Origin of the sequence: Aeromonas sp. 604282, from assembly GCF_049170575.1 — a bacterium.
In the GTDB taxonomy this organism is placed as follows: domain Bacteria; phylum Pseudomonadota; class Gammaproteobacteria; order Enterobacterales; family Aeromonadaceae; genus Aeromonas; species Aeromonas veronii_A.
Genome location: NZ_JAAKMV010000003.1, coordinates 52039 through 66968, shown reverse-complemented (window position 1 = coordinate 66968; position 14930 = coordinate 52039). Strand labels below are relative to the sequence as shown.

The window sequence follows — 14930 nt, the reverse complement described above, 5'->3', positions numbered from 1 at the left end:
ATCACACCAACAAAAAGAGCGCCTTGTGGCGCTCTTTTGCTATGGCAAAACCTTCGGTTTAGAACAGCCCAAGCCCCTTGAGCATCACGATCAGGATCAGCAGCGGTGATACGTAGCGGATGATAAAAAACAGTGGCTTGAGGATGGGCAGAACCAGCTCGCCGCCATTGGTCAGAGCATCGCGCATCTTCTCCTCGCCCCATACCCAGCCAACAAACAGGCAGAGGAAGATACCGCCAAGCGGCATCAGGATGTTGGAGGAGAGGTAGTCGAACAGATCGAAGAAGGTCTTGCCCGCAATCTGCACATCCGCCATGGCACTGTTGGAGAGCGCACAGGTAGACCCCACCGCACCCAGCACCAGCAGGTTGATCAGGGTCGCCTTGGCGCGGCTCATCTTGAAGCGCTCGGAAAGCACCGAAACCGGCACTTCCAGAATAGAGAGCATGGCACCGGTGGCCGCGATGGCCGACAGCACGAAGAAGAGCACCATGAAAACATGGCCAAACGGAATGCTGGCAAAGACCGCCGGAATGGTGATGAACAGCAGAGCAGGACCGGCGGTCGGCTCGAACCCGAAGGCAAACACCGCCGGGAAGATGGCGATACCGGCCAGCATGGAGACAAACAGGTCGGCACACATAACCCGGAACGCGGTGACCGGAATGTTCTGGTCATCACGGAAGTAGCTGCCGTAAGTCATCATGCAGCCCATGCCGATGGAGAGCTTGAAGAAGGCAAGTCCCATGGCGGTCAGCACCACGGCGCCGGTGATCTTGGAAAAATCGGGTGAGAAGAGGAAAGAAAGACCTTCGCTCGCTCCCGGCAGCGTCAGACTGCGGATACCGATCACCAGCAGCAGGATAAAGAGTACCGGCATCAGCTTTTTGGTGACAGCTTCGATCCCCTTGGAGACCCCCATCAGCAGGATGCCGCCCATCAAGGCCAGTACCAGCCACTGCCACAGCAGGCTCTGCAGCGGGTTGCTGATCAGCGAGCCAAACGCAGCGCCGGTCACTTTGGGATCAGTGGAGAGAATTGAGCCATCGATCGCCTTGAAGATATAGGCAAACACCCAGGCCGCGACTTCCGAGTAGAAAGACATGATCAGGAAAGCCGCCAGCACCCCCATTACCGCAATCAGCCACCAGGGTTGCCCTTTCGGAGCGAGCTTGTTCAGGGTAGTGACCGCATCGGTTTTGCTTTTGCGGCCCAGCATGATCTCGGAGATCATCACCGGCAGACCGACCAGCAGGGTCGCAATCACATAGACCAGCAGAAAGCCGGCACCACCGTTTTCACCGGTCAGATAGGGGAATTTCCAGATATTGCCGAGGCCGACGGCTGAACCAAGAGTAGCGGCAAGGACACCGAATTTACTGGTAAAGCCATCGCGGACCTTGGGGGGGGTTTGACTCATGCTTGTCTCACTTATTTCGCATCATGCGAGATGAACCGGGTTTTTAGGGTCGGAATTTTCTGAAGTTTATGGCGGTTTGCCAAGATGTTTTGAGCAAAAGCCCTAGATAGAGCACAGATAAGAAAAAAGCGGGGCTCAGGGCTCTTATTGGCGAGCAAAAAAATACCGCCCGAAGGCGGCATTTCTATTCATATCGATGATCAGCCCTTGGCGAGGTCATCCGGTCCGATCTGGCCGATTTCTGCGACTTTTTTGTCCGCCAACAGCCAAAGGGTAAACTTGTGCAGATCCGGGTGGTGAGCAAGGGCAACCAGGAAGGCGCCACCCACTTCACGATAACCCAGCTCATAGTTTTTCAGGGTTGTGGGGGGAACACCGAGCAAATCTGCAAACTTCGGACGGCTCAGACCGACCGCTTCACGGATCTGACGGATCTTCTTGCCAACAGTGACGATATTTGAATTCATAATGTTCCATACTCCGTTTGACGGATTAAATCCGTCTTTATTTTTCGCGACGACTCGTAGTCAAGTGTATCAGTTTTGGTCGGACTCGTTATGGTCGAGCCTCTATCTTTATGAGCGCCTTTCGGCGACAACCCTTATCTTCAACGGGGGATGGTAATCGCTCAGCTGTCTCAGGTAAACAGTCTCGAAAAGAAACCTTTATTGTTGCCACCAGAATAACTCGTATAATCCGCCAGCTACCCATTAAGAGGAATAAGTATGGCGTTTCCCGGCATTATCTCTCGCCTGCACCCGGTTTCTGACCCTGCCCAATTGCAACAACAGCTCACTCAAGGCGCACAATATCGCGCCGAAGCATTCTGGCTTCCGGCCTTGATGCCAAGCCACGTCAGCGAGCTGCTGGCCGCCCTGCCGGAGAGTTGCAGCCTATTTCTTGAACAGGAGTCGCAGAACCTGTCTTTGCGCAGCCACGATGGCGCCCTGCATAACAATGAAGGACTCATCACGGTAAATGGCCAGTCTATTGCTCTGGCAACCACCCCGGGTGATGGTGGTCTGGTAGCCGAATCGGGCATGTGCGAGATGACCGACTGGCTGGAGGCGGGACACCGCCATTTCATCTGTTCAGCTGCGGTTCAGCCTGTGGCACGGGCCATACTCAACATCTGGCCCCTGGATCCCTATCTGGCCCGCCACTACCTGATGACGTTTACTCCCCTGCTTAAAAGTGCAACGGAAGCAGAGTACCTTGAGGTGTTTACTGCCAGAGCACATCCTGCCAACCCGCACTCCGACTGGGTTCAGGCCTATATGAAGCTGGAAAAGAAACTGCACAGGGCCTATCTGGATCACTAATTAATCTGGATAAACAGCCAGTTAAGGTCACGACACAATTTGCCATAAGGCTCATTTGTGAGCTTGATCATGTTTTAAAATCGGCATAGAGTGCGCCTCGTCATCGGAATGACATCAGTTGCCTGGCAGCGGTTTATCACGCTTTGCGTGCCATGCCAGTGCACTCGACACACCAGGAGAGTGTGCAACCCGGTTATACCGGGTCATCTGCCAGACTCGACGCCAGCCGTACGGCGGAGCCTGCAGCTTACATAAATTACAAAGTGTGAAGCACGTGAATAACGTGCGATCTCAACGAGGATTTTTTTATGATGAAAATGGCTCCTTCCATGATCGCCATCGCCATGGCTGCTCTGGGTGCTACCGCTGCTCACGCCGCTGACGACATCTACTTCGGTGCCGGTGTCGGTGCTACTCACTTCAACGGCCTGAACAAGCTGGAAAGCACCAATGTAGGCCAGGAAGACGCAGCTGCTGCCAACGCCTTCATGGGTTACAACTTCACCGAGAACTTCGGTACCGAACTGGGCTACCAGTACACTGGTCGTGGTAACACCGACGGCAACCGTTACGAGAGCCAGGGTGCCACCCTGTCCGGTATCGCCCGTCTGCCGGTTGGCAACGACGTCTCCCTGTTCGCTGAAGGCGGCGCCTACTGGGGTCACACCGATGGTCTGGGCACCAGCGACACTAAAGTTTCCCCGCTGGCCGGTGCTGGTGTGACTTACAAGGTAAATGACGCGCTGGATCTGCAAGCTCGCTACCGCTACATGTGGGACGTGGCTGACCTGCACGCCAACGGTGAGCGTTACAAAGCCAACCAGAGCATCGCTACTCTGGAAGCGGTATACCACCCGTTCCGTACTTCCTACGTAGCTCCGGTAGCTGCTCCGGTTGTTGAAGAAGCGCCGGCTCCTGCTCCGCAAGTGGTAGAGAAGAACTTCGCCCTGAACTCAGACGTGCTGTTTGCCTTCGGCAAAGACACCCTGAAGCCGGAAGGCGTTGCAGCCCTGAACGGTCTGTATCAGCAAATCGTTGAGTTCCAGCCGAAAGATGGCAACGCTGTTGTTGTTGGTTACACCGACCGTATCGGTTCCGACGCTTACAACCAGAAGCTGTCTGAAGCCCGTGCCCGTACCGTTGCCAACTTCCTGGTGAGCAAAGGTATGGCTGCCAGCAAAGTTGCCATCGAAGGTCGTGGCGAAGCTAACCCGGTTACCGGCACCAAGTGCAACGGCGTAACTGCTAAAGCTCAACTGATCTCCTGCCTGGCTCCGGATCGTCGCGTAGAAGTTCGCGTATCTGGCGTACAAGAAGTTCAGCAATAATCTGACCTCGTTCAGATAGTGCGAAAAAAAGGGATGCTGCGGCATCCCTTTTTGTTTGTCTCGTTCTCGCTTGCATCCCTCATTCCCGCCTCCCTGCCCTTGCCTGCCCCGTCTCGAAAGCATAAAGTAGTTGCGCCTGTAAGGTATTGGATAAGCACTAAAAAGCGCTTCTTGTCCGGTCTGTTGTCCATGACGCCAATGCATCATGAGAGTCCAAAGCCTTCGCTATCCACTTTGCTGGCGATTTTTCGCAGCAATAAAAACAAGTGCATTGCCCGACATGGGCTAACACAACGAGGATAAACCGATGAAACTCAAAATGGCTCCTACCCTGATTGCACTGGCGCTCGCCGCCGCAGGTACCACAGCTCAGGCTGCCGATGACTGGTACACCGGTGTTGGTGCAGGTTGGGCATATGCCCACGGTCTGGATGATTTTGGCAAAGACACTGACAAAGACGCCACTGCGCTGAGCCTGTTCGGCGGTTACAACTTCAACGACTACTACGCAGCTGAACTGGGCTACCTCTACGCCGGTAAAGCGGGCGTTGACGGTGCCGATTTCAAAACCCAGGGTGCCACCCTCTCCGGTATCGCCCGCCTGCCGCTGGGCGACATTTTCTCGGTGTTTGCTGAAGGTGGTGCCTACTTCAATCACGTCAACGGCAATGGCAACAGCGACAACGGCACTGCGCCGCTGGCGGGTCTGGGTCTGACTGCCAAGCTCTCCGACCTTATCGATGTGCAAGCACGTTACCGCTATCTGTGGAATCTGGGTGACGAGCAGAAAACCTGGGAGAGCGACATGAGCGTCGCGACCCTGGAGCTGGTGATGCACCCGAACCGTACCTCTTATGTTGCCCCGGTTGCCGCCCCTGCGCCTGAGCCGGTTCCCGAGCCGGTACTGGTCGACAAGAACTTCGCCCTGAGCTCTGACGTGCTGTTTGCCTTTGGCAAATCCACCCTCAAGCCAGAAGGTGTCGCAGCGCTCAACACCCTGTATCAGCAGATCGTTGATGTTCAGCCGAAAGATGGCAGCGCCGTGGTCGTCGGTTACACCGACCGTATCGGCTCTGACGCCTACAACCAGAAACTCTCCGAAGCGCGTGCCCGTACCGTAGCCGACTTCCTGGTTGGCAAAGGTCTTCCGGCCGGCAAAGTTGCCATCGAAGGTCGCGGTGAAGCCAATCCGGTCACCGGTACCCAGTGCAACAGCGTCAAGGGCAAGGCTCAGCTGATCTCCTGCCTGGCACCGGATCGCCGTGTAGAAGTACGCGTCACCGGCGTGCAGCAAGTACAACAGTAATCCTGCAGTTCGACATAACAAGGAGGCCACCTGGCCTCCTTTTTCTTGCCGCTTAATTCACCCACCTTGTAACCCTCTTTTGCCCCCTTCCTCTTCCCGTCTCGCGCCATGGTTCACGGCGTGTCGCCCCCCCATACCTCTTTGGTGGTTAAAAACAGCCCGTCACCTATACATAAGTGTGGGGTTTGACCAGCAGGCAACCCCACTACACCAAACATCGACGAGGATACGCGATGAACATAAGAGTAAAACCTGTGTGGATTGCACTGGCATTGGCGAGCACAGGCGCACAAGCGGAACCGGTTCACGACTGGTATGCCGGGGTTGGCGGTGGCTGGGCCATTGCCCACAATCTGAATGATTTCAGTCAGGATGTCGGCAAGGATGCGACTGCGCTCTCCCTGTTTGGCGGCTACAACTTTACGGAAAATCTGGGAGCCGAGATTGGCTATCTCTCCACCGGTAACTGGGATATCAGCGGCCATGACTTCAACAGCAAGGGAGCCACACTGTCAGTCATTGGCCGCCTGCCGCTCAGCGAGATGTTCTCGCTCTTTGCCGAGGGTGGTGGCTATATCTATCATGTCGAATCGGTCAATGGCGGGGACGACAACCTGGCGCCGCTGGCGGGTCTGGGAGTGACGGCCCGGCTCCATGACTGGGTCGATCTGCAGGCACGCTACCGCTACATAGTGCGCGTTGGCGATGATCCGGATAACGGCAAAGCCAACAGCGGCACCCAGCGCTGGGTCAGCGACATCAGCACCGCCACGCTGGAGCTGGTGATCCACCCGAACCGCAGCCAACCCAAAGAAGCAGCCCCCACGCCCGCCCCGGTCGTGGTTCCCCCGCCACCGGCCGAACCGGAGGTGGTGGATCAGACCTTTAACCTCAGTTCAGATGTGCTGTTCGCCTTTGGCAAAGCGGACCTCAAACAGGAGGGGATGAGTGCGCTGGACGATCTCTACCAGCAGATCGTCGACGTGCAGCCCAAGGATGGCAGTGCAGTCGTGATGGGTTATACCGACCGTATCGGTTCGGATGCCAACAATCAGAGGTTGTCAGAAGCTCGGGCCCAAACCGTTGCCGACTTTCTGATCAGCAAGGGATTGCCTGCCGACAAGGTGAGCATCCAGGGCAATGGCGCGAGTAATCCGGTCACCGGCAACCAGTGTGATGCCATCAAGGCGAAGGCGGCGCTCATCGACTGCCTTGGGCCGGATCGCCGGGTAGAGGTGCGTGTCACCGGCGTACAGGGCGGCAGCGAGTAGTTGATCTTGAGGCGATAACCATGTCAGACGTGCAGTAAAAAGGGATGCCGAGGCATCCCTTTTGCTTTGCATCTTCCCGCAGAAATCAGAACGAGGTGCGACGGTAGCGGCGATATTCCGGATGCCAGAAGTTGGCGTCGATGGCCTGATCGATCACCTCGTCCGGGGTCTGCACCGCTTTGCCCTGCAGCATGGCGGTCTTGGCCACCATCTTGGCGATGTAGCGGGAGACCTGATGGATATCCGCCAGATCCGGCAGCAGCGAGCCCTCCTCCCCTTTCACCAGCGGCGAACACTCTGCCAGCGCGCGACTGGCCGACATCAACATGGCGTCGGTCACCCGGGTGGCACCGGAGGCGATAACACCCAAACCGATCCCGGGGAAGATGAAGGAGTTGTTGCACTGGGCGATGACGTAGCGCTTGCCCTTGTGCTCCACCGGTGCGAACGGACTGCCGGTGGCCACCAGCGCCTGACCGTCGGTCCAGCGGATAAGGTCTGCCGGCGTCGCCTCGACCCGGGAGGTGGGGTTGGAGAGCGGGAAGATGATGGGACGGGCACAGTGCTTGTGCATGGTCTTGACCACCTCTTCGGTAAACAGCCCCGGCTGACCGGAGACCCCGATCAGGATGTCTGGGCGACCGTGCTCCATCACCTCCAGCAGGGAAATATTGTCCCCCACTGGCCAGTCTTTGATCCGCTCCACCGGCTGGGAGAGACGGCGCTGGAAGTCGAGCTGGTTGGGGATCTTGTCGGTGATAAGACCAAAGCGGTCCACCATAAAGACCCGGCTGCGGGCCTGCGCATCGGTCAGCCCTTCGGCCTTCATCTGCGCCACGATCTGCTCGGCGATACCGCAACCGGCGCTGCCCGCCCCGAGGAAGGCAACACGCTTCTCGGAGAGCTTGGCGCCGGAGGCCTTGCAGGCGGCGATCAGGCTGCCCAGCGTCACAGCCGCGGTACCCTGAATATCGTCGTTGAAGCAGCAGAGCTCGTTCTTGTAGCGGTTGAGCAGCGGCATGGCGTTGTTCTGGGCGAAATCCTCGAACTGCAGCAGAATATCGGGCCAGCGGCGCTTGACCGCCTGAATGAAGGCATCGACAAACTCGGCGTACTCATCTCCAGAGATACGCGGATTGCGCCACCCCATATAGAAGGGGTCATTGAGCAGTTGCTGGTTGTTGGTGCCCACATCCAGCACCACCGGCAGGCAGTAGGCAGGCGAGATGCCGCCACAGGCGGTGTAAAGCGACAGCTTGCCGATGGGAATGCCCATGCCGCCGATCCCCTGATCACCCAGACCCAGGATCCGCTCGCCATCGGTCACCACGATCACCTTGACGTTCTGCTTGGTGGCGTTTTGCAGCATGTCATCGATCCTGTCCTTGTCCGGATAGGAGATAAACAGGCCACGGGCGCGGCGATAGATGTTGGAAAACTCCTCGCACGCCTTGCCCACCGTCGGGGTGTAGATGATGGGCAGCATCTCGGTCAGGTGGTTGTGCAGCAGACGATAGAAGAGCGTCTCGTTGGTATCCTGGATGTTGCGCAGATAGATGTGCTTGTCCATGTCGTTGCCAAACGCCATAAACTGGCGATAGGCGCGCTCGGCCTGCTCTTCGATGGTCTCGATATTCTGGGGCAACAGACCTTCGAGGTTGAAGTTGCTGCGCTCTTCGCTGGTGAAGGCGCTGCCCTTGTTGAGCAAGGGGGTCTCCAGCAGGGCGGGACCGGCGTAGGGAATGTAGAGAGGACGTTTCTGGTTATTATCTTCAAACATGGATCTTGGTACCTAAACGGTTAGCTAGACGCAGGGACCCGCCGATCCTAGGGGCTTGTCTCATTAATTTCAAAGAGTTTGCACATCCGTTGCAAAAGGTTTGCGACCCAGTCGACGAAAGGCGCCGGGGGTCTGACCAGTCAGACGGCGAAAGCAGTTGGCAAAGTTGGCCCCATCGCTGTAACCGACCCGGGCCGCCAGCTCGCCAAGTGGCCAGTTGGTATAGAGCAGCAGCTGGCGTGCCTTGTTCATTCTGAGCTCGGTCACCCTCGCCATCGGCCCCATACCGAACGCTTGCTGACAGAGGCGATGCAGATGGGGGACGGAGCAGGCCATCTGTCGGGCCAACAGGGCGACGCTCCAGGGTTCATCCAGGCGCGCCTCCACCCGGCGAAACAGAGCCTGCAATCTGAGTTCAGGGGTGCCGCGCACCTCCCCTTGCAGGGTGCGCTCCAGCAGCGCCAGCAACAGGCTGAGCAGTTGAGGTTGCAGCGAAGAGCGAACCCCTTCCCCCTGCATCAGGCTGAGCAGATGGTAGAGCTGATCGCCGCCATCCCCTTGCCAGATACGGTGACCAAGGCGATGCAGGTGCTGCCAGCGCGGCACGTCATCGAGCAAAATCCAGCTGATCTGCCAGCTTTCGCCAATCAGTTTGAGACCACCGGGCACGGCGGCGGGCAGGAAAATCAGTGACCCGGCCGGAATGGCTTGCTCCCCCTCGTCGGTGAGCAGCGCGCCCCCCTCATCGTGACTCACCATCAGGATGTGAAACTCGGGGCGATTGCGGCGGATCAGGTAGTGATCCCGCACCCGGGAGAGGCCGGTCAGGAAGATCCCTGCCTCGCCGAGCAGGGGCAGCCCTTCACGTCCCAGCATCTGCTCTTCACAGGCTGGCGCTATCTCCAGACACTCGCTGGCAAATGGCATAACACCTCAAAAGGATAGTTTTACACAAGAAAACCGAGAGCTACTCACAGTGAGAAGAGCCTCATCAGCCCCTATCATACCCCTGACAAACCTTGCTTTTCTCATACCCGGTTAACAACTATGAATTATTGGCAAGCGATTTTAAAACAAACCACCGATCGCGAGTTCATGACCCGATTGTGGCGGCTGGCCCTGCCTGTCTCGCTGCAATCCATGATGTTCTCCCTGCTCGGCCTCATCGATATCATGATGGTGAGCCAGCTTGGCACCACGGCTGTGGCGGCGGTCGGCTTGGGTAACCGGGTCTTCTTTTTCAATCTGCTGGTGATAGCGGGCCTCGCGGGCGGGGTCTCGGTATTGGCAGCACAATACTTCGGGCGCGGGGAGATGGCCGGGGTGCGCCGCACCCTGGCGCTGGCCATAGTGGGCGCCCTGCTGGTCACCCTGCCCTTTGCCTTCATCTATGTGTTATCACCGGGCAGCGTGCTGGGTTTTGCCAGTCAGGATCCGGCGCTGCGGGCACTGGCGGATCAATTCTTGATGATCACCGGCGCCACCATCCTCTGTACCGCCATCGTGGTGCCGCTGGAGTCAGCCCTGCGCTCGGTGGGCAATGCCGCCGCGCCGACTCGCATCGGCATTATCGCCATCATCGCCAACGTCATCCTCAACTACGCCCTCATCTTCGGTCACTTCGGCTTCGAGGCGATGGGGGTCGCCGGTTCGGCCTGGGGCACCACCATTTCCCGGCTGCTGCAGACAGCCCTGCTGCTGCTCTACGTAAAGCGTTATGAGGCGCGCCTGATCCCGCGCGCACCAGACTGGCTGGCCGCCTTCAAGCGTAAGGAGGTGGTGCGCTTTACCCTGATCGCCCTGCCGCTGCTGTTCCATGACGGCCTCTGGGCCTTCGGCATGCTGATTTACGGCTTTCTCTATGCCCATCTTGGCACCGATTCGCTGGCCATCATGACCACCCTCGGCACCCTGGAGAGCATCCTTATCTCCCTCTTCTTCGGGCTGGCAGTGGCCTGCTCCACCCTGCTCGGCCACCGGCTCGGGGCCGAAGAGTACGAGGTCGCCTGGCAGCACTCCCAGCTGTTCCTGCTGCTGGCACCGATTGGCGCGCTACTGGTGGGGATCATCGTCTGGCTGCTGCAAGCCAACCTGCTGCAGTGGGTCGGCAACCTGCCCCCCGAGCTGATGACGGAGGCGGGACAGGTGCTCGGCATCATGTGTCTCGGGATGCTGCTCAAGGTGTTCAACATGGTGGGGATCATCGGGGTACTTCGCTCGGGGGGCGATGTGAACTACAGCATCTTCATCGATATCGTCGGCATGTGGTGCATCGGCATCCCGCTCGCCTGGGTGGCGGTCACGCTACTCGGTTGGCCCCTCTCCTGGGTGGTGGCGGTGGTCTTGCTGGAAGAGCTCAGCAAGGTGCTGCTGGTACAGCGCCGTATTCGCCAGCGCTGCTGGTTGAAGAATCTGGTGATCGGATAAACAGCCACAAATCGGGGTCATATCAATGACAGAAAAACCCTGTTTGCAGTATGCTGGGCGCCTCTTCAATCAGAGACAGGGATCCACGATTTCCCTGTCCAGTAGTCGTTTAAGGAGACGAGCATGCAACCACAGAAAGAGCTGATCACCGAGACGGCCCTGCTTGAGATGGCCAACAAGATCATCAAAGAGCATGAAGACTTCATCCACGGTATGCGCGCCGACTCGGTGGAGCAGAAGGGGGATATTCTGGTGTTCAAGGGGGAGTATTTCCTGGCCGAAGACGGCACCCCGACCGGCAAGACCATGGCGGTCTTCAACATGTTCAAGCTGCTGGCCCAGCAGCTCTCCGGCAAGTACAAGCTGGGCTGATCGCACCAGCACATTGCCAACAGGATGCCGCCCTCAGGCGGCATCTGTTTTTGCGCGGTTTTGCCCCTCGACCACCACGCAGTTGCGTCCCGCCATCTTGGCCTGATAGAGGCACTCGTCAGCACGGTTGATCAGAATATCGATGGTGTCATCACAACGGGCCATGGCAATCCCGATACTCACCGTCACCTCCAGCAATTCGTCCGAGGTGGGGCTCTTCACCAGCCGCGCCTCGACGGCAATGCGCAGCCGCTCGGCCATTTTGCTCGCCAGCGCCGGATCGGCGCAGTTGTGCATCAGGATGGCAAACTCTTCGCCGCCATAACGCCCCAGCACCATATCAGGCTCCAGCTGCTCCCCCAGGGTAGTAGCCACTTCCTTGAGCACCGCATCCCCCGCTAGATGGCCGTAGATATCGTTGATCCGCTTGAAGCGATCGAGATCCAGCAGCATCACCGCAAAGGGCTTCTTCTTGAGTTGCAGCCGGATTCTGGCCTGCTCCAGCTGCTTCATCAGCAGGCGGCGGTTCATCATACCGGTCAGCTCATCGGTGGTCGATTCCCGATAGAGCCGCAGCAGCATGTTGAGCTGGCCGCACTGCACCCAGCAACTGGCCATGGTAAACATGCCGAGCACCCACACCTGATTCAGGGTGGCCTGACTCCAGATGCTCTGTCCCACCAGCAGCCAGTGGCCCAGCAGCATGGTCACCAGTACCACGCCTGCCAGTTGCAAGCCGAGGGATAGGGGGATGGGGAAGATGGCAAACAGGGTGATCAGCAGATAGGGAAAGGCCGCATAACCCGCCTGCAACTCCTGTCCGGCGCCAAAGCTGTTCAGGCAGAAGAGGGAGAAGAGCATCATCACGGCCATCAGGTAGCCAAGGGCCAGCTTCATTCTTTCCCGCTTGAAGTGGATGAGGTACGAGAGCGGAATAAGTGGCGAGAGCGCCAGGGTGCAGAAGATCCTGGCCTGAAACAGCTGCTCGAAATGAACGGCGGGCAAGGTCAACCAATCCACCACGGCCCAGGCGGGCAATCCGAGCATCAGCAAGCAGGTCAGCAGGCGCAAACGCACTGTCATAAACCCCATGCGAGTACGAGTAAAGTCTTCGGAGTGAACCCTCGCACTCCAGAACTCTGACAACTTGAGCATCCAGAGTCTCCACGATGAATACTGAGGGCTCATTCTACACCTACAAAGTGGTAAAAATGTCATTAGCGGGGAGAATAAAAAGGAGAGGTCGGTCACACAAACCGACAGATGATAATCGCAGCGCGCAAACGTTTCAACCCATCAAAAAATAAACCTTTTTTTGCATAATTAGCGCTGGTCAGCCTCATTTCAATCACTACAATAGCGCCCAATTTTCTCCCCCTCCCCACACAATTCGAGGTACTTATGGAACAGGCTGCTGTCACACGCGCCAATCGAGAGGCACATCCACCCAGGCGAGCCCATAGCGAACTGGTCTATGGCATAGAGGATGTCCCGCCTCTGCCCCAGACGCTGTTCGCCGCCCTGCAGCATATGCTCGCCATGTTTGTCGCCATCATTACCCCGCCCCTGATTATTGCCAATGCCCTCGGCCTCCCTGCCGCCGACACCCGTTATATCGTCTCCATGTCGCTGGTCATGTCCGGCATCGCCTCCTTCATTCAAACCCGCCGCTTCGGCCCCATCGGTTCCGGCCTGCTCTCGGTACAGGGCACCAGCTTCAACTTCCTCGGCCCCATCATCGCCTCCGGTCTCGCCCTCAAACAGGCGGCCATGCCCACCGAGGATCTGTTGGGTACATTGTTCGGCACCATGATGGTTGCCGCACTCACTATCGTGGTGATGAGCCGCTTCCTCCATCTGGTGAAACGGATCATCACCCCGCTGGTGACCGGCATAGTGGTGCTGCTGATCGGTCTGACCCTGATCAAAGTGGGCCTGATCAGCATGGGCGGCGGTTATGCAGCCCTCTCTGATGGCAGCTTCGCCAGTCACACCAACCTCTTCCTCTCCCTGCTGGTGCTCGGCCTTATCGTGTTGCTGCAACGCAGTCGCAATCCCTGGTTGCGCCTCTCCGCCATCATGATCGCCATGCTGGCGGGCTATGCCGTGGCGCTGCTGCTGGGCAAAGTGAGCGCCCCCACCTTCGACGGTCCGCTGGTGATGGTGCCCATTCCGCTCCACTACGGCCTAGGCTTTGACTGGCAGCTGTTCGTGCCGCTCGCCATCATCTTCGTGGTGACGGCGCTCGAAGCGATCGGCGACATGACCGCCACCTCGGACATCTCCGGCGAGCCGCTGGAAGGGCCTGTCTATATGGAGCGGATCAAAGGCGGCGTGCTGGCCGATGGTGCCAACTCCATGCTGGCGGCGGTTTTCTCCACCTTCCCCATGTCCACCTTCGCCCAGAATAACGGCGTTATTCAGCTGACCGGCGTCGCCAGCCGTCACGTCGGGCTCTTTATCGCCGCCATGCTGGCGCTGCTTGGCCTGTTCCCGGCGGTCGCCAGTCTGGTGCAGCAGATCCCGGAACCCGTGCTGGGCGGAGCTACCATCGTCATGTTCGGCACCATCGCCGCCGCTGGCGTGCGCATCATTGCCCGCGAGGAGCTGGATCGCCGCGCCCTGATGATCCTGGCTGTGTCGCTGGCCATGGGGCTGGGAGTCGCGCAGGTGCCGGAAGTGCTACAACACCTGCCGGAGCTGGCCAAGAGCGTACTCTCCTACGGCGTCGCCACCGGTGGCATTACCGCCATCGTGCTCAACCTGCTGCTGCCCAAGCGCGAAGCGCGCCACTCCTAAGAGATCGCCTACCGATAGCAAACAGCCCCGCACTTGCGGGGCTTTACCTTGCCAGTCGCCACGGGTAGTGTGCTGGGCAGCCTTTTTTGAGGATGCCGCCATGCCCTGTCGCCTGCTCTCCCCCCTTCCCGATACCGCTTCACCCGCACAGATACTGGCGCAAGAGCAGCACTGGCTGCGCGACTGTGCCCATGACGGCCAGCCCCGCGCTCACCTCTGGCAGGCGCCCCAATGCCTGATTGTCACTCGCAAGGATACCCGCCTCCCCCGTTACGAAGCCGCCTGCCAGCAACTTGCAGCTGAAGGCTGGCCGGTACATGTGCGCGACAGTGGCGGTACCGCCGTGCCCCACGGTGCGGGGATCCTCAACCTATCCCTGCTGCTGCCCCGCACCACCACAGATCTCGCCCACTACTACCGGCTGCTGGGGGCGCCGCTGCTGACCCTGTTGGCGGAGTACGGCCTTGAGGGAAGCTATGACTTCGTGCCCGGATCCTTTTGCGATGGTCAGTACAATCTGGTGATCGGGGGACGCAAGATCACCGGTACCGCCCAGCGCTGGCTGGCGCCAGGGCAGGATCACCAGGGCGCCGTGCTGGCGCAAGCCATGCTGCTGGTGGCGGGTGATGTGGATGAGGGAACCAGGATGGCAAGCCGCTTCTACGAGCTGGCGGGCGGGGAACTGCGTTTTATGACGGGAACCTCCACCACGCTGGCAAGCTGCATCGGCTGGCACGGTAGCGATCAGGCGCTGGTAGAGAAAGTGCGAGCACGTCTGGATAGCCTGCTGAGCGAGGGGCTATCCCCCTCATCCTGACCTTATCCCGAAGGGAGAGGGAAAGTACCTATCCTTAGACACAGCGCACAAAAAAGCCACGACCGAAGTCGTGACTTGTTCTTTTCAA

13 protein-coding genes are annotated in these 14930 nt (G+C 58.5%); 8 read left to right on the top strand and 5 right to left on the bottom strand.

Going from position 1 to position 14930, the window contains the following annotated elements; translation table 11 throughout:
- Positions 1-58: 58 nt before the first annotated feature.
- Together G5367_RS05670 and G5367_RS05665 are read right to left on the bottom strand one after the other, a co-directional pair.
- Positions 59-1420, bottom strand: coding sequence for a sodium-dependent transporter (locus G5367_RS05670; RefSeq protein WP_337072569.1), 1362 nt, complete (start codon positions 1418-1420; stop codon positions 59-61).
- A gap of 200 nt (positions 1421-1620) precedes the next feature.
- Positions 1621-1887, bottom strand: a complete 267-nt coding sequence (locus G5367_RS05665) for a helix-turn-helix domain-containing protein (protein ID WP_005343938.1) — start codon at positions 1885-1887, stop codon at positions 1621-1623.
- Positions 1888-2145: 258 nt separating this feature from the next.
- Between G5367_RS05665 and G5367_RS05660 the strand changes: the two genes are divergently transcribed.
- The 4 genes from G5367_RS05660 (at position 2146) to G5367_RS05645 (ending at position 6647) form a co-directional block, all read left to right on the top strand.
- A complete protein-coding gene (locus tag G5367_RS05660; RefSeq protein WP_421244151.1) occupies positions 2146-2742 on the top strand; it encodes a hypothetical protein in 597 nt (198 codons plus the stop codon).
- Between the two features lie 308 nt (positions 2743-3050).
- The gene (gene ompA / locus G5367_RS05655; protein WP_421244152.1) at positions 3051-4070 is read left to right on the top strand and encodes a porin OmpA; all 1020 of its coding nucleotides are present in this window, start codon (positions 3051-3053) and stop codon (positions 4068-4070) included.
- Positions 4071-4377: 307 nt separating this feature from the next.
- A complete protein-coding gene (ompA, locus tag G5367_RS05650; protein ID WP_127008130.1) occupies positions 4378-5376 on the top strand; it encodes a porin OmpA in 999 nt (332 codons plus the stop codon).
- 233 nt (positions 5377-5609) lie between these two features.
- Positions 5610-6647, top strand: coding sequence for an OmpA family protein (locus G5367_RS05645; RefSeq protein WP_421244153.1), 1038 nt, complete (start codon positions 5610-5612; stop codon positions 6645-6647).
- An 85-nt stretch (positions 6648-6732) separates the two neighbouring features.
- On the opposite strand, the gene G5367_RS05640 is transcribed toward G5367_RS05645, so the two are convergent.
- Positions 6733-8427, bottom strand: a complete 1695-nt coding sequence (locus tag G5367_RS05640) for an NAD-dependent malic enzyme (protein ID WP_100654267.1) — start codon at positions 8425-8427, stop codon at positions 6733-6735.
- A gap of 69 nt (positions 8428-8496) precedes the next feature.
- Positions 8497-9354 carry a helix-turn-helix transcriptional regulator gene (locus G5367_RS05635; RefSeq protein WP_227341102.1) on the bottom strand — a complete coding sequence of 286 codons (858 nt, stop codon included), beginning with the start codon at positions 9352-9354 and terminating at the stop codon, positions 8497-8499.
- A 120-nt stretch (positions 9355-9474) separates the two neighbouring features.
- Here G5367_RS05635 and G5367_RS05630 point away from each other — a divergent pair, with 120 nt between their 5' ends.
- Entirely contained in the window at positions 9475-10854 is a 1380-nt protein-coding gene (locus G5367_RS05630) for an MATE family efflux transporter (protein WP_421244154.1), read from the top strand.
- Positions 10855-10977: 123 nt separating this feature from the next.
- Positions 10978-11226, top strand: coding sequence for a YciN family protein (locus G5367_RS05625; RefSeq protein ID WP_421244155.1), 249 nt, complete (start codon positions 10978-10980; stop codon positions 11224-11226).
- Between the two features lie 33 nt (positions 11227-11259).
- Here the strand turns inward: G5367_RS05625 and G5367_RS05620 are convergent, their stop codons facing one another.
- A complete protein-coding gene (locus G5367_RS05620; RefSeq protein WP_040066714.1) occupies positions 11260-12381 on the bottom strand; it encodes a GGDEF domain-containing protein in 1122 nt (373 codons plus the stop codon).
- Positions 12382-12627: 246 nt separating this feature from the next.
- On the opposite strand from G5367_RS05620, the gene G5367_RS05615 reads away from it, so the two are divergent.
- Both G5367_RS05615 and G5367_RS05610 read left to right on the top strand, forming a co-directional pair.
- Positions 12628-14025, top strand: coding sequence for a nucleobase:cation symporter-2 family protein (locus G5367_RS05615; protein ID WP_040066712.1), 1398 nt, complete (start codon positions 12628-12630; stop codon positions 14023-14025).
- Positions 14026-14125: 100 nt separating this feature from the next.
- Positions 14126-14842, top strand: coding sequence for a lipoyl protein ligase domain-containing protein (locus tag G5367_RS05610; RefSeq protein ID WP_421244156.1), 717 nt, complete (start codon positions 14126-14128; stop codon positions 14840-14842).
- Positions 14843-14930 lie beyond the last annotated feature (88 nt).